Source organism: Streptomyces sp. NPDC090798, from assembly GCF_044768965.1.
Taxonomy (GTDB): Bacteria; Actinomycetota; Actinomycetes; order Streptomycetales; family Streptomycetaceae; genus Streptomyces.
The window spans coordinates 14,268-33,766 of the sequence record NZ_JBIVXA010000027.1 but is presented as its reverse complement, the minus strand read 5'-3'; the positions used below and the strand labels follow the sequence as shown (position 1 = coordinate 33,766).

Annotated in this window: 19 protein-coding genes; 12 read left to right on the top strand and 7 right to left on the bottom strand. The window is 72.4% G+C overall.

The window, feature by feature from the left end; genetic code table 11:
- Window positions 1–69: 69 nt before the first annotated feature.
- Window positions 70–639: a hypothetical protein gene (locus tag ACIQTP_RS39650; RefSeq protein WP_403409094.1), complete on the top strand. Its 570-nt coding sequence runs from the start codon at window positions 70–72 to the stop codon at window positions 637–639.
- Window positions 640–690: 51 nt separating this feature from the next.
- Here the strand turns inward: ACIQTP_RS39650 and ACIQTP_RS39645 are convergent, their stop codons facing one another.
- The 5 genes from ACIQTP_RS39645 to ACIQTP_RS39625 form a co-directional block, all read right to left on the bottom strand.
- The gene (locus ACIQTP_RS39645; RefSeq protein WP_054231414.1) at window positions 691–1,065 is read right to left on the bottom strand and encodes a hypothetical protein; all 375 of its coding nucleotides are present in this window, start codon (window positions 1,063–1,065) and stop codon (window positions 691–693) included.
- Window positions 1,066–1,131: 66 nt separating this feature from the next.
- Window positions 1,132–1,641 (bottom strand): roadblock/LC7 domain-containing protein, encoded by a 510-nt coding sequence (locus ACIQTP_RS39640; protein WP_403409092.1) that lies wholly within the window; start codon window positions 1,639–1,641, stop codon window positions 1,132–1,134.
- A gap of 38 nt (window positions 1,642–1,679) precedes the next feature.
- Window positions 1,680–2,411 (bottom strand): transcriptional regulator, encoded by a 732-nt coding sequence (locus ACIQTP_RS39635; RefSeq protein WP_403409253.1) that lies wholly within the window; start codon window positions 2,409–2,411, stop codon window positions 1,680–1,682.
- Window positions 2,412–2,530: 119 nt separating this feature from the next.
- Window positions 2,531–2,929 (bottom strand): hypothetical protein, encoded by a 399-nt coding sequence (locus ACIQTP_RS39630; protein ID WP_054236907.1) that lies wholly within the window; start codon window positions 2,927–2,929, stop codon window positions 2,531–2,533.
- Window positions 2,930–3,227: 298 nt separating this feature from the next.
- Window positions 3,228–4,706 (bottom strand): diaminopimelate decarboxylase, encoded by a 1,479-nt coding sequence (locus ACIQTP_RS39625; protein WP_403409090.1) that lies wholly within the window; start codon window positions 4,704–4,706, stop codon window positions 3,228–3,230.
- 206 nt (window positions 4,707–4,912) lie between these two features.
- Between ACIQTP_RS39625 and hutU the strand changes: the two genes are divergently transcribed.
- The 4 genes from hutU to hutI are packed head-to-tail and all read left to right on the top strand — an operon-like array spanning window position 4,913 to window position 10,390.
- A complete protein-coding gene (gene hutU, locus ACIQTP_RS39620) occupies window positions 4,913–6,586 on the top strand; it encodes a urocanate hydratase (RefSeq protein WP_403409088.1) in 1,674 nt (557 codons plus the stop codon).
- A complete protein-coding gene (locus tag ACIQTP_RS39615; protein ID WP_403409086.1) occupies window positions 6,583–7,812 on the top strand; it encodes an allantoate amidohydrolase in 1,230 nt (409 codons plus the stop codon). Before hutU ends, ACIQTP_RS39615 begins: the two co-directional genes overlap by 4 nt.
- Window positions 7,803–9,143, top strand: a complete 1,341-nt coding sequence (locus ACIQTP_RS39610) for a formimidoylglutamate deiminase (RefSeq protein ID WP_403409250.1) — start codon at window positions 7,803–7,805, stop codon at window positions 9,141–9,143. The genes ACIQTP_RS39615 and ACIQTP_RS39610 overlap by 10 nt, the downstream gene beginning before the upstream one ends.
- Before the next feature lie 59 nt (window positions 9,144–9,202).
- The gene (hutI, locus tag ACIQTP_RS39605; protein WP_402042650.1) at window positions 9,203–10,390 is read left to right on the top strand and encodes an imidazolonepropionase; all 1,188 of its coding nucleotides are present in this window, start codon (window positions 9,203–9,205) and stop codon (window positions 10,388–10,390) included.
- A 64-nt stretch (window positions 10,391–10,454) separates the two neighbouring features.
- On the opposite strand, the gene ACIQTP_RS39600 is transcribed toward hutI, so the two are convergent.
- Complete coding sequence (locus tag ACIQTP_RS39600; protein ID WP_403409083.1) at window positions 10,455–11,975, bottom strand: RICIN domain-containing protein; 1,521 nt, start codon at window positions 11,973–11,975, stop codon at window positions 10,455–10,457.
- 209 nt (window positions 11,976–12,184) lie between these two features.
- Window positions 12,185–13,105, bottom strand: a complete 921-nt coding sequence (locus ACIQTP_RS39595) for an RNA polymerase sigma factor SigF (protein ID WP_402042656.1) — start codon at window positions 13,103–13,105, stop codon at window positions 12,185–12,187.
- Window positions 13,106–13,343: 238 nt separating this feature from the next.
- On the opposite strand from ACIQTP_RS39595, the gene ACIQTP_RS39590 reads away from it, so the two are divergent.
- The 7 genes from ACIQTP_RS39590 (at window position 13,344) to ACIQTP_RS39560 (ending at window position 19,432) form a co-directional block, all read left to right on the top strand.
- Window positions 13,344–13,712: an STAS domain-containing protein gene (locus ACIQTP_RS39590; RefSeq protein ID WP_351434467.1), complete on the top strand. Its 369-nt coding sequence runs from the start codon at window positions 13,344–13,346 to the stop codon at window positions 13,710–13,712.
- Window positions 13,713–13,994: 282 nt separating this feature from the next.
- A complete protein-coding gene (locus tag ACIQTP_RS39585) occupies window positions 13,995–14,510 on the top strand; it encodes an ATP-binding protein (protein ID WP_403409081.1) in 516 nt (171 codons plus the stop codon).
- A 180-nt stretch (window positions 14,511–14,690) separates the two neighbouring features.
- Window positions 14,691–15,419 (top strand): LPXTG cell wall anchor domain-containing protein, encoded by a 729-nt coding sequence (locus ACIQTP_RS39580; RefSeq protein WP_403409079.1) that lies wholly within the window; start codon window positions 14,691–14,693, stop codon window positions 15,417–15,419.
- A 53-nt stretch (window positions 15,420–15,472) separates the two neighbouring features.
- Window positions 15,473–16,423, top strand: a complete 951-nt coding sequence (locus tag ACIQTP_RS39575; RefSeq protein WP_403409077.1) for a hypothetical protein — start codon at window positions 15,473–15,475, stop codon at window positions 16,421–16,423.
- Between the two features lie 26 nt (window positions 16,424–16,449).
- Window positions 16,450–17,574 (top strand): hypothetical protein, encoded by a 1,125-nt coding sequence (locus ACIQTP_RS39570; protein ID WP_403409247.1) that lies wholly within the window; start codon window positions 16,450–16,452, stop codon window positions 17,572–17,574.
- Window positions 17,575–17,633: 59 nt separating this feature from the next.
- Window positions 17,634–18,908 (top strand): hypothetical protein, encoded by a 1,275-nt coding sequence (locus tag ACIQTP_RS39565; RefSeq protein ID WP_403409244.1) that lies wholly within the window; start codon window positions 17,634–17,636, stop codon window positions 18,906–18,908.
- Between the two features lie 38 nt (window positions 18,909–18,946).
- The gene (locus ACIQTP_RS39560; protein ID WP_403409075.1) at window positions 18,947–19,432 is read left to right on the top strand and encodes a GNAT family N-acetyltransferase; all 486 of its coding nucleotides are present in this window, start codon (window positions 18,947–18,949) and stop codon (window positions 19,430–19,432) included.
- The last annotated feature ends 67 nt before the right edge of the window (window positions 19,433–19,499 follow it).

The window sequence follows — 19,499 nt, the reverse complement described above, 5'->3', positions numbered from 1 at the left end:
GTCTCACGTTCGCTCGTTAGCGTGCGCGCCCAAAGACGCTGAAGACGTAAGGCACGGGAGGCGGAGAACGTGGCGCGCGGAGGGCAGGGCCTGGCTCGGGTGGCCGTCGTGGTGAGGGCCGGGGCGGCACCACTGTGGTGGTTCGGGGTGTTCGCGGCCGGTATCGGAGTGCTGTTGCCGGGGCTGACCGGACGCCGGATCGGGGTCCTGGCCGGGGCCGCGTTGTTCATCCTCGCGGCCGTCGTGGTGGCGTACACCCGCAGGAAGCGGTACGCCGCACTCGTCCGCTCGGCCGCACGTGCGAGCAAGCAGGACGTGCTCCAGGACCGGGCCGTGACGGTACGCAACTGGCGCCGAGGTCATCGCTGGTGGCTGCTGCTCGCCTTCGTGGCCGCGCTCGGCAGCTCCTTCGCGGTGCCCGCCGCGGGCGGCATGCTGCTCGCCGGTGCGGGCGTCGGGCTGTGGCTCAAGGCCGGCTGGCTCGGGCGCCGGGAACGCGCCGAGGAGGCGCTGATCTGGGTGCGCGTCGACTGGCTCGGCCGACGTGCCGGGGCTCCCGCCGGAAAGCCGGTCAAGGCCTGCCGGGCCACCGGAGTGGCGGCCGGCGACGCCGCGCCCGGCGGAGCGCGACGCCGCTGACCCGAGGCGGCTGACCCGAGGCGGCTGACCCGAGGCGGCGACTGGGGGTCGCTACACCTCGAGGTCCGCCTCGATCCGCTTCAGCTGGTGCCGGGCCATCGCCAGGTTGGACCGCTTGGCGTCGAGCACCAGGTACAGGAAGAGCCCGTTGCCGCCGCGCCCCTTGATCAGCCGGATCAGGTGGTACTGGTCGGACAGCGTGATCAGGATGTCCTCGATCTCGCCCTTGAGCCCGAGGTGCTCCATGGTGCGGATCTTGGCGCGGACGACGTCGGTGTTGCCCGCCGCCGCCACGGTGAGGTCGAAGCCCTTGCTGCCGCCGATCGTGCCCAGCGCCATTCCGCTGGTGTAGTCGACGAGGGCGGCTCCGGTCGCGCCCTCGATGGAGGCCAGTGCTTCCTTCAGCGCGGTTTCGGTGTTCGTCATGGTGTGGTTCTTCCTTTCGGCTTGTCGGCCCGACTTTTCGGTCCGACTCTCGGGCCGACTCTTCGGTCAGCTTTCCGATGCGGTGGGGGCGTTGGGGGTGGGGGTCGGGGGCGTGCGGGGCGTCCCGCGCGCCGTACGGGTGCGCGTCGGCATGGAGGCGGGCCGCGTGGGAGCCCGCGCCGGGGCGACCGGTTCGCCGCGCGCCGTCGCGGCCTCCACGAGTTCGCCGATCCGGGTACCGGAACGGCGCCCCTCCAGATGCAGCCGGCCTACGTTGACCCGGTCCTGGGCCAGCAGCGTCAGCACGGCGGAGCCGCCCGCCGCGTACGTCGCCACATAGCCGTCGACGCCGCGCACCAGCAGTTCGCGGAATTCGCCCTGCCCGGTGGCGTCCGCCATCCGCACGGCCACCCCCAGCGCGGCCGCGGTGAGCGCGGCCACGCCCTCGGGCTCCACTCCGGGCGTGTCATGAGCGAGTACGAGTCCGTCGACGCTGGCCGCCAGCGCACCGGTCAGCTGGGGCACACGGGCCCTCAACCGGTGCAGCTCGTCGAGGACTTCGGGTTCCGCCGCCATCAGCAGTCTCCTCTCGGCACGCTGTCGCAGCGCGCGGATCACAGGGCCTCCAGCGCATCTCGGAGCCGGCGCAACAACGCGACGTCGGGATCGGCGGAAGACTGGGTGAGCACCTTGGGCAACGGCGCACGCTCCGGCGCGTTCGCCGCCGTGACGAACCCGGCCGCGGCCAGCCGGCGGACGTCGACGAGGGTGTGGAACGCGGGCCGCCCCAGGGCGAGCGAGATGTCCGACGCCGTCCGCAGACCGTCCACCCGGCCGAGCACGGCCCACTGGCGCAGGGGGACCGACGGCTCGGCGGCGCGCGAGGCGCGCGCCAACGGGGCGGTGTCCGTCGCCGGTTCGGGCCAGACCCGGTGCAGCAGTTGGCGGCGGCGCAGCGTCTCCCGCTCCAGCGCGGCCACGGGCACGGGACGCACGGGGCCGAGCCAGTGCGCGGCGCCGTACCGGAACCGGGCCGGAGTGCTGCTCGGCCCCAGCGCGAAGTACGCCGCGTCGTACAGGGCCCCGAGATGGCACAGTTCCAGCGCGCCCTCGGCGATCCGGCCGCGCTCGACCAGGAACCGCCCGACCCGCCGCCGCGCCCCGGCCTCGGCGACCGCCTCCCGCCAGGACTCGGCCGCCAGCACTCCGCGCGCGGTGAGCAGCACGTCGAGCGAGGGGGTGGCGGGGCTCTCGGCGTGCACGACCTCGCCGTCACAGAGGTAGAGCACCCCGCGCTCGCGCACCAGCACGCCGGTGGCCCGCTCGGCGGCGAGTCGGCTGAGCATGGGCGAGAGGCCGACGGGGGCCGCCGCCCTGTCGTTGTCGCTGTCGTGGTCCTTGTCGTGGTCTTGGCCGCTGTCCTTGCGCACGGCGAGTCCGGGCGCGGGCGGTGTTCTGACTGTCGTCATCCCAGCACCAGCCGTCCGGCCATCTCACCGAGCCGGATCCGGGCCAGCGCGAGATTGCCGTCCGCGCGGTCCAGCCACAGATGCAGGAACACGCTGCTGTCGAACGTGGTCCTGACGAACCGCAGCAGGTGGTAGCTGTCACGGTTACTGACGATCAGGTCCTCGACCGGGGTCTCCTGCTCGGACCAGTCGGACCCGTCGGACGGGGCGAACGCCTTGTGCTCCGCGGCGAGCCGGGCGAGCTCGGCCGCCTCCGCCGCGGTCGTCTCGTGGTCACCGCCCGGGGCGTCCCCGACCGTGCCCAGGGCCAGCCCGCTGGTCCAGTCGACCACCGCGGCGCCCCGGGCACCGGGCAGTCGCATGGCTTCCAGTAGGCACTCGTCGATTCCGGGCACCACGTATCCCCTCCCGCCAAAGGGTTCGGCCGAGTGACGCCGAAGTTACGCAACGTGTGCGCGACGGGTGAGGGATCTGGCATTTTCCTGTGGAACATGCGCGCGGTGACTAAGGTGGGTCAACTGACCATATTTTCAGTCCTCTTGGCGCTGTTCGGATGCTGGTGAGGGCGTTGCGATGGCGCGCCGGGGGGCGCCCGCACGTCCACCGGGGTGCGCGGCGAGGCCACGCACGCCGTGTTCTATTTCGGGGCGCCGGGTGCCGGGGGGCTGGACGCCGGGTGCCGGGTGCCGGGGGCTACAGCGCCGTGAGTGCCGTCGGCCGCGCGCCGCCCGACTCCGCGACGATCTCCTCGACGCGCTGCGGCTCCCGTACGACCGCGAACCGCACGTCCGTACTCCTGCCGCCGTTCCCGTCCCCGCCCTCGACCGACGCGAAGCCGTAAACGCCCGGCCGGGCCAGGGAGTTGTACGCGTAATGGTGGGCGAAGTAGTACGCGCCCGTGTCCAACGCCGCCGCGTAGTCGCCCTGTTCGAGCAGCGGGAGCGCGCGCCCCTCGGCCAGCAGGTCGCCCGCGAAACAGGCGGGCCCCGCGATGTCCTGGACGACGTCCGGTCCCGCCTTGGGGCGCCCCGACGCGTCGTACCCGGCGATCCGCAGCGGCCAGGACCCGGGCGCGTACACCGTGCGGGTCGCGATCTGCACCCCGGCGTGCGTCACCGCGACCGGCCGGCCCCCGGCGGACTTCGCGTACTCGACCCGCGCGACCACGGTCCCGTGCTTGGCCAGCAGCGACCGCCCGAACTCGGTGACCAGCCCGTACCGCCCGTCGAAGAGCCCCGGCACCGCCTCGGCGAGCAGCCGCGCGTACTGCGCGTACGTCGGGGTCGTGACGTCGGAGCCGAAGTTGACCGGCAGCCCGCCGCCGATGTCGAGCGTGTCGATCTGCCGCCGCCCGACACGCCGGTTGATCTCCTCGGCGAGCGCGTACGTCTCCGCGATCCCCCGTGCCATCAGCGAGAGCGGGATGCCCTGCGATCCGGTGTGCGCGTGCAGCCGAGTCAGCCACGGCCGGTCGGCGTACGCCTGGACGATCCACTCCCGGGCACCCTCGTCGCGCAGCGCGACCCCGAACTTCGAGGTCGCCGTCGCCGTGGACAACGCCTCGATGGAGCCCCCGCCGACCTGCGGGTTCACCCGGATTCCGAGGGGGGAGCGGGGGTGCGGGGATCCCGCGGGGCCGCCGTTCGGTCCGCCGGGCAGGTTCCCGACCAGGCCGTCGATGCGGTCCAGCTCCTGCGGATTGTCCGCGTTGACGGCGATGCCCAGCGCCAGCGCCTCGCGCAGCTCGGCGATCGTCTTGGCGGGTGAGTCGAGCACGGTCTCGGCGGGCGGCACCCCGGCCGCCCGTGCGAGGGCGAGCTCGCCGGGGCTCGCGACCTCCGCGCCGATGCCGTGCTCGTGCAGCAGCCGCAGTACGGGCACCAGCGGGGTCGCCTTCACCGCGAAGGCGTGCAGCACGGGCGTGCCCGGCGCCGTCACCGCGTCGAAGGCGGCCCGCAGCTCCGCCGCCGAGGCCTTGATGCCGGGAACGTCGAGGAGGGCGATGATGGGGGCCTCGGGCCCCAGCAGTCCATGCTCCACGGCCGCCCGGACGGCACCGTCGCGCCGCGCCACGCGACCGGAGCCGGATTCGCCCCCGCCCGCCGAAGGCGCCTCACCCGAAGACGCCCCGCCCGCCGAAGCCCCACCCGAAGGCGCCGCAGCCGAAGGCATTCCGGTCGAAGGCGTCCCCGTCGAAGACACCCCGGTCCCTGCCGCCCCATCGCTCACTGAATCCTCCGTCGTGTCCGTTTCTGTGCCCATACATCCCAGCCAAACATCCGCGCTACGCCCCCGCTGGCCCACTCATCTATTGACTAGCTCTATTCAAGAAGCCAGGATGTGAATATCTACTGCAACAGTCCGCTAGGAGGCAGACCATGTCAGGACCCCGCCCCGTCCGAGCGCCGCGCGGTACGGAACTGAGTGCCCTGGGATGGCAGCAGGAAGCCGCCCTGCGGATGCTGCAGAACAACCTCGACCCCGAGGTCGCCGAGCACCCCGACAAGCTCGTCGTCTACGGCGGCACCGGCAAGGCCGCCCGTGACTGGCGCTCTTTCGACGCCATGGTCCGCACGCTGCGGACCCTCAAGCAGGACGAGACGATGCTCGTCCAGTCCGGCCGCCCCGTCGGCGTCATGCAGACCCACGAGTGGGCCCCGCGCGTCCTCATCGCCAACTCCAACCTGGTCGGCGACTGGGCGAACTGGGAGGAGTTCCGCCGTCTGGAGGCCCTCGGCCTCACCATGTACGGCCAGATGACCGCCGGCTCCTGGATCTACATCGGCACCCAGGGCATCCTCCAGGGCACCTACGAGACCTTCGCCGCCGTCGCCGCCAAGAAGTTCAACGGCACGCTCGCGGGCACCATCACCCTGACCGCGGGCCTGGGCGGCATGGGCGGCGCCCAGCCGCTCGCCGTGACGATGAACGACGGCGTCGCGATCTGTATCGACGTCGACCCGCGCGCCATCGAGCGCCGCATCGAGCACCGCTACCTGGACGTCAAGGCCGACTCCCTGGAGCACGCCCTCCAGCTCGCCGTCGAGGCCCGCGACCAGCGCAAGCCGCTCTCCATCGGCCTCCTGGGCAACGCCGCCGAGCTGCTGCCGCGCATGCTCGCCGAGAGCGCCCCCATCGACATCGTGACCGACCAGACCTCGGCCCACGACCCGCTGGCCTACCTTCCCGTAGGCATCGACTTCGACGACATGGCCGACGCTGCCGCCAAGGACCCGGCGGGCTTCACCACCCGCGCCCGGGAGTCCATGGCCAAGCACGTCGAGGCCATGGTCGGCTTCATGGACGCTGGCGCCGAGGTCTTCGACTACGGCAACTCGATCCGCGGCGAGGCCCAGCTCGCCGGGTACGAGCGGGCGTTCGCCTTCCCCGGCTTCGTCCCCGCCTACATCCGCCCCCTCTTCTCCGAGGGCAAGGGCCCCTTCCGCTGGGCGGCCCTCTCCGGCGAGGCGTCCGACATCGCCAAGACCGACAAGGCGATCCTCGAGCTCTTCCCGGAGAACGAGTCCCTGCACCGCTGGATCAAGCTGGCCGGTGAGCGCGTCCACTTCCAGGGCCTGCCCGCCCGGATCTGCTGGCTCGGCTACGGCGAGCGCGACAAGGCCGGCGAGCGCTTCAACGACATGGTGGCGTCCGGCGAGCTCGCCGCGCCCCTGGCCATCGGCCGCGACCACCTCGACTGCGGCTCCGTCGCCTCCCCGTACCGCGAGACCGAGGCCATGCTCGACGGCTCCGACGCGATCGCCGACTGGCCGCTGCTGAACGCCATGGTGAACGTCGCCTCCGGCGCCTCCTGGGTCTCCATCCACCACGGCGGCGGCGTCGGCATGGGCCGCTCCATCCACGCCGGCCAGGTGTCCGTCGCCGACGGCACCAAGCTGGCCGGTGAGAAGATCCGCCGCGTGCTCACCAACGACCCCGGCATGGGTGTCATCCGGCACGTCGACGCCGGGTACGACATCGCCGAGTCCGTCGCCCAGGAGCGCGGCGTGCGCATCCCGATGCGCGAAGGCGACGAGGGCGGCGCCGCGTGACCTTCCACAGCATGTGGGCGGAGCTGCTGCCGATCGGCCGCAGCTCCGCCTCCGGCGGCTACCGCCGCTTCGCCTGGACCGGGGCCGACACCGACTGCCGGGCCTGGTTCCGGGCCCAGGCCGAGTCCCGCGGGCTGCGCTACGAGCTGGACCGCAACGGCAACCAGTGGGCCTGGCTCGGCGACCCCGCCGAGGGCGACGCCGTCGTCACCGGGTCCCACCTGGACTCCGTGCCCGACGGCGGGGCCTTCGACGGGCCCCTCGGCGTGGTGTCGTCCTTCGCCGCCCTGGACGAACTGCGCGCCAGGAAGGCCGAGTTCACCCGTCCCCTCGCCATCGTCAACTTCGGCGACGAGGAAGGCGCCCGCTTCGGACTCGCCTGCGTCGGCTCCCGGCTGGCCGCCGGACAGCTCACCGTCGAACAGGCGCACCGGCTGACCGATGGCGACGGCATCACGCTCCCGCAGGCCATGGAGCGCGCCGGATACGACCCCGACACCATCGGTCCCGACCCCGAGCGCCTCGCCCGCATCGGCGCCTTCGTCGAACTGCACGTCGAGCAGGGCCGTGCCCTCGACCTCAGCGGCGACCAGGTCGGCATCGCCAGCGCCATCTGGCCGCACGGCCGCTGGCGCTTCGACTTCCGGGGCGAGGCCAACCACGCGGGCACCACCCGGCTCGTCGACCGCCGCGACCCGATGCTGTCGTACGCCGAGACCGTGCTCGCCGCCCGCCGTGAAGCCCAGCTCGCCGGCGCCGTCGCCACCTTCGGCAAGATCTCCGTCGAGCCGAACGGTGTGAACGCCATCCCCTCTCTCGTGCGCGGCTGGCTCGACTCCCGCGCCGCCGACCAGACGACCCTCGACACGGTCGTCACCGGCGTCGAGAAGGCGGCCCGCGAGTACGCGGAGGCCCAGGGCGTCGAACTCGACGTCGTCCGCGAGTCGTTCACCCCCGTCGTCGAGTTCGAACACGCTCTGCGCGACGAGCTCGCCCGCATCCTGGGCAAGGACGGGGAAGGGGCCGCGGCACTCACGGTTCCCGTCCTGGGCACGGGCGCCGGACACGACGCCGGAATCCTCTCCGGGACCGTCCCGACCGCCATGCTGTTCGTACGCAACCCCACGGGTGTCTCGCACTCCCCGGCCGAGTACGCCGCCGAGGACGACTGCGTGGCCGGGGTGACCGCACTCGCCGACGTACTCGAAGGGCTGGCCTGCAGGTGACGCAGACGTACTGGCTTGAACACGCCTGGCTCGACACCCACGTCGAGCCGGACGTGGCCCTGGACGTGACGGACGGGCGGATCACTGCCGTCCGCGAGAACACCGCCACCCCGCCCCCCGGCGCCGAGATCCTCCGCGGACTCACCCTCCCCGGCCTCGCCAACGCCCACTCGCACGCCTTCCACCGCGCCCTGCGCGGCACCGTCCAGGTCGGCTCCGGCACCTTCTGGACCTGGCGCGAGTTTATGTACGCCTTCGCGGACAAGCTGACCCCCGACACGTACCACGCGCTCGCCCGCGCCGTGTACGCGGAGATGGCGCTCGCGGGCGTCACGGCCGTCGGCGAGTTCCACTACGTGCACCACACCCCCGGCGGCACCCCGTACGCCGACCCGAACGCGATGGGCGAGGCGCTCATCGCGGCCGCGGGCGAGGCCGGCATCCGGATCACCCTCCTCGACACGGCCTACGTGTCCTCCGGCTTCGGGCAGCCGCCCAACCACCACCAGCTCCGCTTCTCCGACGGCAGCGCGGAGGCCTGGGCGGAACGCTCTTCACTTCTCAAGGAACGTGATCACGCACGGATCGGAGCGGCCATCCACTCCGTACGGGCCGTGCCCGCCGGGCAGCTGGCGACGGTCGCGCGCTGGGCCGAGGAGCGGCGGGCCCCGCTGCACGTGCATCTGTCGGAGCAGACGGCGGAGAACGACGCCTGCCAGGCCGCGCACGGGTGCACCCCGACGCGGCTCCTCGCCGACCACGGCGTGCTCGGCTCCCGCACGACCGGCGTCCACAACACGCACCTCACGGACGAGGACATCGCGCTGCTGGGCGACTCCCGGACGGGCACGTGCATGTGCCCGACGACGGAACGGGACCTGGCGGACGGCATCGGCCCCGCCGTCGCCCTCCAGCGAGCCGGCTCGCCGCTGTCCCTCGGCTCCGACAGCCACGCCGTCATCGACCTGCTCGAAGAGGCCCGCGCGATGGAGCTGAACGAGCGCCTGCGCACCCGCACCCGCGGTCACTGGACGGCGGCCGCCCTGCTGCGCGCCGCCTCCGCCGACGGCCACGCGGCCCTCGGCTGGCAGGACGCGGGCATCCTCGAAGCGGGCGCGCTCGCCGACTTCACGACGATCGCCCTCGACTCGGTCAGAACAGCGGGGCCGGTGCCGCGCCTGGGCGCCGAGACGGCCGTATTCGCGGCGACGGCGGCCGACGTACGGCACACGGTCGTGGGCGGTCGGCACGTCGTACGCGACGGAGCGCACGCCCTTGTTCCCGATGTGCCGCAGGCCCTCGCGCAGGCAGTCGAAGCCCTGCGCGCCTAGGCCCTGTCGACCTGGGCCCTGTCGTCACGACCGCCGAACTCCGCCCCCAAGAGGACGCCATGAGCAGCACCACCGGTACGACCACCGTCATCACCAACATCGCCAGCCTGGTCACCAACGATCCCTCCCTCGGCGACGGATCTCCCCTCGGTCTGATCCAGGACGCGGCCGTCGTCATCGAAGGCGACCGCATCGCGTGGACCGGTGACTCAAGAAAAGCACCCGCCACTGACAACCGGGTCGACGCCGGTGGCCGGGCGGTGATCCCGGGCTTCGTGGACTCCCACTCGCACCTGGTCTTCGCGGGCGACCGTACCCAGGAGTTCAACGCCCGCATGTCGGGCCGCGGCTACACGGCGGGCGGCATCCGCACCACCGTCGCCGCCACCCGCGCCGCCAGTGACGAGGACCTGGAGCGCAACCTCACCCACTACCTCCACGAGGCCCTGCGCCAGGGCACCACCACCTTCGAGACCAAGTCGGGCTACGGCCTCACCGTCGAGGACGAGGCCCGGGCGCTGCGCATCGCGGCGGCGCACACCGACGAGGTCACCTACCTCGGCGCGCACATCGTCTCCCCGGACTACGCCGACGACCCGGCCGCGTACGTGGCCCTGGTGACCGGCGAGATGCTCGACGCCTGCGCCCCGTACGCCCGTTGGGTCGACGTCTTCTGCGAGAAGGGCGCCTTCGACGGCGACCAGGCCCGCGCGATCCTCACGGCCGGCAAGGCGAAGGGCCTGCACCCGCGCGTCCACGCCAACCAGCTCTCGTACGGCCCCGGCGTCCAGCTCGCCGTCGAACTCGACGCGGCGAGCGCCGACCACTGCACCCACCTCACGGACGCGGACGTCGAGGCCCTGGCGAACGGCCGGACGGTCGCGACCCTGCTCCCCGGCGCCGAGTTCTCCACCCGCGCCGAGTGGCCGGACGCCCGCCGCCTCCTGGACGCGGGCGTGACCGTCGCCCTCTCCACCGACTGCAACCCGGGCTCGTCCTTCACCTCCTCCGTGCCGTTCTGCATCGCGCTGGCGGTACGGGACATGGGGATGACCCCGGACGAGGCGGTCTGGTCGGCCACGGCGGGCGGCGCGGCGGCCCTGCGCCGCACGGACATCGGCCGCCTCACCGTCGGCGCCCGCGCCGACCTGGCCCTCCTGGACGCGCCCAGCCACGTCCACCTCGCCTACCGGCCGGGCGTACCGCTGGTCACCGGCGTCTGGCGGCGCGGCGCACGCGAGGTCTGACGCCGGGGTCCCGAGTCCGAGGCCGCGAGGCCGGAGTCACGGCGCCGGCGTCAGGACGCCGGGATCAGGACGCCCCCGCCCGCCACCGCTGACTCGTACCCCCGTCGAGCGGCAGCAGGGACAGGCCGTCCCCGCCGCTCGGCGTGACCGCGGTCTCGACGGCGATGGACGGGCGGATCACACCGTCGTCGTCCACGGTGAACCTCAGGTTCTGGCCGTGGCTGCCGTCGACCGAGCCGCAGTCCCAGATCCCGACGCCGTTGTCGACGGAGCCGCGGCTGTCCAGACAGAGGTCGGAGTCGGCGTACGACTGCAGGACGCCGCGCCCGGAGTCGACCCGCCACCGCTGGGTGCGGGCCGAGGTGCAGGGGGCCGTGACGACGTCCGTGCCCTGTGTCGGATCGCCGTCGCGGATGTCCAGGCACAGGCCCGAGGCGAGGTTCACGACCTGGGCGTAGTCGCTGCCCGGCGGGTAGGCCGGGGTGGGCGTGGGAGACGGCGTCGCACTGGCCGATCTCGACGGGGAGGGGCTCCGCTTCGGGGAAGGGGAAGGGGAAGGGGACTCGCTGGTCGCGGAGGGCGGCGGGGCCGGGGGCGAGGGGGTCGCCGAGACGGTCGCCGTCACCGTCACCTGCGGCACGCTCGACGAGACGGTGACCGAGCCCGCCGTGTTCTGGGACGGCGAGCCGCCCGACGACAGCACGACGAACAGCAGCGGCACCAGCGCGACGCCGAGGGCCGCCGCCGAGGTCAGGACGAAACGGCGGGACGGCGGCCAGGGCCCCGAGGCGATGGGGACGCCGGGCCGGGGCTCGCTCGCCTCGCTCGTGACGTACGCCGTGCCCGCCCACGGCAGCAGTCCCTCGGCCAGGGCGGTGCGCGGATGGTCGCGCAGGGCGGACAGCTCCTCGTAGGCCGTCGTGCAGTGCGCGCAGTGCGCCATGTGGGCGTGCAGGTCGGGGCTGGAACGGGGGTTGTCCGGCCGCAGCGACTCCTCGATCAGCCGCCGGAAGTCCCCGCAGCGCGGGTCGTCGGAGGCGGCGAGCCGGGACTTCAGACAGGCCTGGCCCAGGGCGTGCAGCGCGGGCTGTGCGCCGTACGTCACGTCCTCACGGGTGAGGCCGAGCAGGACGGCCGCCCGGTCGGCGGGTTCCTCTTCCACGACCCCGTACCAGAGCAGGCCCTGGGCGCGGGACGGGAGGGACCGGAACGGGGCGAGCATGGGCGGCACGGGCCCGCCGGGGCCCGCCGTGCTCAGCACGAGGAGCAGACCGGGGTCGAGGCCGGCGGCCCGTTCGTCCCTCGCCCACGAGGCGGCCACCTGCCCCGCCAGCAGCAGGAGCCGGTGGCGCCAGGGGACGCTCGGGTTCGAGCCGCGCGCCGTCTCCTGTGCCGCCAGGGTGAACGCCTGCGCCGCGAGCTGTCGCGCCGCCGACTCGCCGCGGGTGCACAGGCGAGCGTAGGCGAGGACGGACGGGCGGTGCCGCCCGCGGAGCTCCTGGAGGGCCGGATAGGCGCTGGGGGTGTCGGCGCTCAGCAGTTCGGTGAGCCGCGTGTCGGACGCGCCCGCGTCGTCCTGAGCCATGTGTCGGCCTCCTCGCACCCGTGCGGTCGCTCGCTCCCGTCCTGACGTACCAGCCAGTTTGGAGTGTTCATGGTGACGGGAGTTGCCCTTTGAGGAAAGAGGGAGGAAGGAGGCGCAAGAAAAAAGCGGTCCGGCGCCGTCGGCGCCGGACCGCTCCCAGCTGAAAAGAGCAGGTGCCGGAGGGGGCAGGGAGCGTCACTCCTCGACCGTCACTCCTCGACCGTCAGTGCCTTCCGCAGTCGCACCAGCGTCCGTGACAGCAGCCGCGACACATGCATCTGCGAGATCCCGAGCTCGTCACCGATCTCGGACTGCGTCATGTTGGCGACGAAGCGCAGCGAGAGGATCTGCCGGTCGCGCGAGGGGAGTTCGGCGATCAGGGGCTTGAGGGACTCCACGTACTCGATGCCCTCGAGGCCGTGGTCCTCGTAGCCGATGCGGTCCGCGAGCGCGCCTTCGGAGTCGTCCTCCTCGGGCTGGGCGTCCAGCGAACTGGCCGTGTAGGCGTTCGAGGCGGCCATGCCCTCGACGACCTCGTCGTTGGTGATGCCCAGGCGCTGCGCCAACTCGCCCACCGTGGGCGCCCGGTCGAGCTGCTGGGCGAGTTCGTCGCCCGCCTTGGCCAGGCTGAGACGCAGTTCTTGCAGTCGGCGCGGTACGCGCACGGACCACGAGGTGTCGCGGAAGAAGCGCTTGATCTCGCCGATGATGGTCGGCATCGCGAAGGTGGGGAACTCGACGCCGCGGCTCAGTTCGAAGCGGTCGATCGCCTTGATCAGGCCGATCGTGCCGACCTGGATGATGTCCTCCATCGGCTCGCTGCGGGAGCGGAAGCGGGAGGCGGCGAACTTGACCAGCGCGAGGTTGAGCTCGACCAGCGTGTTGCGCACGTACGAGTAGTCGTGGGTGCCTTCTTCGAGGGACTCCAGCCGCTCGAAGAGGGTCTTGGACAGGGCCCGTGCGTCCACCGGTCCCACCTCGTCGTACGGGGGGATCTCGGGAAGTCCGTCGAGTCCGTCGAGTCCACTGGTTCCGGTTTCGTCGAGACGCTCCGGGCTTTCCAGAGAGGGTGTCGACGTCGCCGTCTGGGTCTGCGATGCGTCGAGCCGGGGTGACATGGTGTCCTCCATCGTTCTCGGCATATGGCCGCCGATGCCAATGCGTGCACTGCGGTGTGCGGCGCCTCCGAAGCCGGCCGTGTCGAATAGGTGTCGCTACTAGCCCTATCCGCTTTTGCGCGCCGCCCGCAAGTGCGTTTCATTACGAAATGTCCATTTTCGGGGGGTTGTTCGGGTGTCGGGGATCGTGAGGAAGGCGTAGTGTTCGAGTGCGTACATCAGCAGTCGCGACGCTCGGGAGAGAGACGGCATGGACCGCCAGACGGTCGGCAGCGCACAGTCGGGCCGACTTCTAGTCGAGGTGCGAGAAGAGGGCTCAAGCGCCGTCGTGACCCCCGCGGGTGAGTTGGATCACCACACCGCTGAATTGTTGCGCGAACCACTCGAGGACTGCCTTGACAAGGGGCACTCGCGACTGGTCGTGGACTGCTCGCGACTGGAGTTCTGCGACTCCACTGGGCTGAACGTGCTGCTCGGCGCCCGGCTGAAGGCCGAGGCCGCGGGCGGCGGAGTCCACCTGGCGGGGATGCTGCCGGTGGTGGCCCGGGTCTTCGAGATCACCGGGGCGGACGCCGTCTTCACCGTCCACGAGACGCTCGATGCGGCCCTGGCCGACTAGGCGGGGCGGCCGAGGCCCCGTCTCGGCATGCTCCGGAGCCCCCCTGGGATCGCGGCTCGCCCGTGTCGCACGATCCTCGTCGAACAAAGGGGGTGTTCCCACGGATCGGTCGGGCAGGAGACATCCTGACTATGTCGGCAACAATCGGTGGGAACGTCGTAGGTGATCGTCGTAGATATTCGTCCGGAACGCCCTGAGTGCGAAAGCGCCCGCGGCGCGTACCACATGCTGAGTACTGAGTCTTGAATCGTGAAACTGGTGAATCGGTGAGGTGAAGCGCTGATGAGCACCACCCGGCCTTACCCGCCGGGCGACCGCGGCCCGGAATCGGGCGACGGCGGCGCTTCCGGGGCACCTGGGGGCGGCGGCCTGGCCGCCCCGTCCGGGGGGCGTCAGGCCCGCAGGCTGAGCTTCGACGGCGAGAGCGGCGTCGTGCCGCTCGCCCGCGACTTCGCCCGCCAGGCGCTGCACGCGTGGGGCTGGCTGCCCGCCGCGAGCGCCGACCGGCGGGCCGCCGCCGAGGACGTCCTGCTGGTCGTCTCCGAACTCGTCACCAACGCCTGTCTGCACGCGGAGGGTCCGGACGAGCTCCGGATCGCCTGCGACAACAAGGTGCTGCGCGTCGAGGTCTCCGACCGTGGCGCGGGCCAGCCCGCCCCGCGCACCCCACACCGCGCCGGCCGCCCCGGCGGCCACGGCATGTTCATCGTGCAGCGGCTGTGCCTGGACTGGGGAGTCGTACGCACTCCGGGGGCCACCGGCAAGACGGTGTGGGCGGAACTCGGGGCGCCCGCGTAGCCCACCCGATCCCGGGTGCGACTCCGACCTTGGGTTACCCGCGGTTCGAACCCTTCTTCGTACGTCGCCGAACGCGCGCCGGATCTCCTCGGATCCGGCGCGCACTTTGTCTTCCCTCCACAAGGGACCGGGCGTACCTTGACGGCCGATCTGATGTTCCGTCAGGAATGAGGCCCCGAGGTGTCGTACCGGACGTACCAGAAACGAACCGCCGCGCTCGCGTTCGCCGCGGCCCTGGCCGGCTCGGCGGTGCTGATGGCCGCCCCTGCCGCCGAGGCCGGCGTGGTGAACGTCAACTACCAGTGCAAGACGCCGATCGGCGACAAGAGCGCCGTCTCGCCCATCGACATCAAGAGCGTCAAGAGCGGCAGCGGCTACCAGCTCACCATGTCCTGGCAGAAGGGCGTCTCCTCCAGCCCGGTGGAGCTCGGCAAGGGCGCGATGAGCCCGAGCGCCGTGATCAAGGTGGGCGGCGCGGACAGCGGCACGGTGGCCGTGAGCGGCCCCGCCAACGCGGCCGCGATCCCCGCCAACACCCCGATCAAAATCAGTGACTTGTCGGGTACGTACACACCGAAGAAGACCGGCAAGGTCACCTTCACCGCGGGCGTGCTCACGATCAAGGCGCTCGGCACGACGACCACCTGCACTCCCACGAACAACCCCGGGCCGTCGCTGACCCTCGACGTCACGGCGGCGAGCGGCGGTTCGGGAAGCGGTGGATCCAGCGGACCCAGCGGCTCGGGCGGTTCGACGGGCTCGACCGGCACCGACTCCGGCGGCCAGCTCCCGCAGACCGGCCCCGCCGACTCGGCGATCGCCCTCGGCACGTTCGGCGGCACGGTGCTGCTCGCGGGCGCGGCGGGCACGCTGTGGCTGACCCGCAGGCATCAGACGACCCGCCGCTGAGGGCGCCGCGCCCCCGTACGACGGTACGACCGTACGACCAGCAGGAGCCGCCGATGCCGTTCGCCCCCGTCCTCCGCTGTGCCGTCGCCGTGCTGCTGTCGGCCGCCGCCGCCCCGGTGGCCGCGGCCGACGACGGCTGGTCCCTCGCGCCGTCCGCGAGCGCGCCGGGCGGGCGGCCGTATGTCTACGCGGAGGGCGCGCCCGGCACGGTGCTGCAGGACTCCGTGTCCGTGCTCAACCCGGGCGCGCGGCCCGTGACCGTGCGGCTGCGCGGCGCGGACGCCGGCACCACCGAAGACGGCGACCTCACCGTGCGCGCCGCCGGAAAGTCCACGGACACGGGCGCCTGGATCGCCTTCGCCGGAGACCGGGGCGGCCGCCGGGTCCCGGTGCGCACGCTCTCGCTGCGGGTGCCCGCGCACACCCGGGCCGACGTGCCGTTCACCGTGAGCGTCCCGGCCGGCGCGACGCCCGGCGACCACCCCGGCGCGATCGTGGCGGGCGCGGGCCGCCGGTCCTCGGCGGTCCGGGTCCAGCTGCGGGTCGGCGGTCCCGCGGTGTCGGCGCTCACCGTCGAGCACGTCGTCGTGCACGGCGGGCGCATCTCCTACGAGCTGGTCAACCGCGGCAACACCGTGCTCACCCCGAGACTCGCGGTACGCGCCGACGGCGTTCTCGGCCGCGCCCTGGACCGTGCCCCGCGCACCCTGCCCCTCGACCTCCTGCCCGGCCGCCGCGTCACGCTCACCGAGCCCTGGCGCGACCCCCCGGCGCTGGACACGGTCGACGTACGGCTGACGGTGACCGCGGCGGGCGGGGCGCGTGCCACGGCGTCCGCGTCGGTGCGGTTCGTGCCGTGGGGCGCGCTCGCGGCCACCGCCGGGGCGGGGCTCGCGGCGCTGGGCACCTGGTGGGGCGTACGACGTCACAGGCGTCGTACGACGGACGGCGGGACGGGTGAACGGCCGCGTACGGAAGTCGAGTGGACGGGAGCGGTGTCGTGAGCGGAGTCCTGAGCGGCAAGGCGCGGATGTCGGCGCTGGTGGCGGCGCTCGCGCTCGTCCTGGCCCCGCTGGCGGGGCCGGTGTCCCCGGCGTCCGCGGCCGGGAAACCCGGTGTGAGCCTGTCCAGGTCCGAGGCGGGGACGGGCGGTTCGATCACCGTGACCGGCAACGGATGGCGGCCGAAGACCCTGCTGATGATGCTGATCTGCGGGCAGGCCGTGCCGTCCCGCGGGGTGATCGGCGGCACCAACTCCTGCGCCAACGCCGACGGCCGGGCCGTCACCACCGACGCGCAGGGCCACTTCAGTAAAGAACTGCCGGTCACCGAACCGCCGAAACCGTGCCCGTGCGTGGTGCACGTCGCCACGGTCACCGGGGAGAAGGCGGAGGCCGACGCGATCTTCATGGTCGCCGGGCACTCAGTAGAACCACTGCCGAAGGAGGTGGGCGGGGGGCGGCTCTCGGTGCTCACCGACACCCGCCTCGACGGGTCGAGCGGGCTGCTGACCTGGTTCGGCGCGCCGGCCTCGCGCAGCCTCGTCTTCACCGTCGGCAACGTCGGTACCGCCGCCGTCAAGGACCCCGTCTTCCAGATCGGCACCTCCCACGGCGTGTTCGCGCCGCAGTGGGAGGAACAGGACTGGCGCGGCACGATCGCACCCGGCAAGAAGGCGCAGGTCAAGCTGCCGGTCGAGCTCGCGGCCGGGGCGCACGGCGACTACACGGTCTCGCTGCGGTACGGCGGGAAGGTCCTCGCCGAGCAGCCCTGGGGGGTGGGCCGCCCCTGGGGGGTGACCCTCTTCTGGATCCTGCTCGCCGTGGTGGTGCCGGCCGCGGTCTTCCGGGTCGGGATGGCCGTGGTGGACCGGGTGCGCCCGCGCAGGCCGGCGGGGCGGGCGCGGCGCCAGCGGATCCTGCGCCTGCCCGAACTCGCCTCCCGTGTGCCGAGGCCGGCCCCGTTCCGCATGGCCGAGGCGAGCCCGTCCCGGGTGCCCGGAGCGAGCGCGTCCGCGGCCACACCCGTGCCACCCGGCACCGCTACGACCCCGACCCTGCCGTGGTTCACGCCGGACAACGTTCCGGGGACCGCGGCGAACGGTCAGCTCTCCGCACCGCACGACACCGGTCCGACGACGAAGGGGAACCCGTGAACAGGCGAGGGAGAGTTGTGCCCGGAGGTCGCAGAACGAGCGCGGCAGGGCTCGCGCTGATGCTCGGCGGCGCGGGCATTCTGGTGGGCGTGGCCGCGGGCCCCGCCCAGGCCGCCGAGGTGTCCTACGCGACCAGATGCGTTCCGCCCCCGGCCTCCGGCCTGGATCCCGTCGAGGGCACCACCAAGGTGGAGATCACCGCGCCCGCGACGGCGAGTGTGGGCGACGAGGTCACGGTGGTCTGGAAGTTCACCCAGGCCGCCTCGAAGAACCCCGACCTCATCGACCTCCCGGCCAACTCGGTCCAGCCGAGCGGCACCCTCAAGGCGGCCGGTGCGCAGACCGCCGACCTGGCGATGCAGGGACCTCGGGAGAACCCGGCCATCCCCAAGGGCGGGGCGATGGTGCTCTCCGACATGAAGGGCACGCTGAAACTGACGGCGCCGGGCAAGGTGACGCTGACACCGGACGCGTACAGCATCAACGCCTTCTCGACGGACACGAAGTGCGCACCGACCCAGACGGTGGAGCCGGCGGCGACCATCGAGGTCACGGCGTCGTCGACGACTCCTTCGAGCACACCGACGACGACTCCTTCCACCACGCCCTCGACGACTCCTACGACCACTCCCTCCACCACACCGTCGACGCAGCCCACCGGATCGTCGTCGGCAAGTCCCAGTGACAGTGGCCAGACCGACTTCACCGGCAAGGAAGTCTCCGTCCCCTACGCCTGCAAGACGCCCATCGGGGACAAGAACGCCACCTCTCCCGTGCAGATCGACGCCAAGAGGAACGGCGGGAGTTTCGACCTCACCGTCCAGTTCAAGAAGTCCGTGATGGACAGCCCGGCCGACATCCCGGCGGACTCGGTCAAGCCGTCGATGGAGGTGGCCCTGGGCGGCTCGGACAAGGGCACGGTCCATGTCGAGGGGCCGACCAACTCCCAGGCGATCAAGTCGGGCGACCCGATCGAGATCCCCGACCTCACGGGCACGTACAAGCCGGGCGCGAGCGGGCGGTCGACGCTGTCCCCGGGCGTGCTGACGATCATGGCCCTCGGTACGACCACGACCTGCACCCCGACGAAGTCCGAGGTCTCCCTGACCCTGGACACCACCCAACAGGCGGGCGGCGCGTCGGGTGGTGACTCCTCGGGCTCCTCGGGCTCCTCGGGTAACTCGGGCAGCTCTTCGGGCGGCTCCAGCGGTGGCCTCGCCCAGACGGGCGCCGACGACCACGGCATGCTCAGGGCACTCGGCCTGGTCGCGGGGACGGTGATCCTGCTGGGCGGAGCGATCTTCACGTTCATGCCGCACCGCCGCACACGCTGAGCTTTCGGAGTCTCGGGGCAGGTGCGTAGCATCGGCGCGTGCCCCGACTCCAGCTCCTTCGCCCCGATCACGCCCCGGCGCTTCTCGAGTTCGAGAAGGAGAACCGGGCCTACTTCGCCGCCTCCGTGTCCGACCGGGGCGACGACTACTTCGCCGGCTTCGACGCACGGCACAGCGCCCTGCTGGCCGAGCAGGCCACAGGGACGTGCTTCTTCCATGTCCTGGTGGGCGGCGACGGTGAGCTGCTGGGACGGGTCAACCTGATCGACGCGGTGGACGGTACGGCCGAGCTCGGATACCGGATCGCCGAGCGGGCCGCCGGGCGCGGCCTGGCCACCGCCGCTGTCCGTGAGGCCTGCGCCCTGGCCGGCGGGGAGTACGGGCTGACGACGCTGTGGGCCCGCACGACACTCGACAACGCCGGCTCGCGAGCCGTACTGGACCGCACCGGATTCCTGCCCACAGGTGAGATCGAGATCGGCGGCCGCCCCGGCCTGCGCTTCGTACGGAGCCTGCGGGACTGACCCCGGGGAGACTTTCCGTCCGTACCCGCGCACGCCGAAGGGCCGCCGCACCCGCTGGTGCGACGGC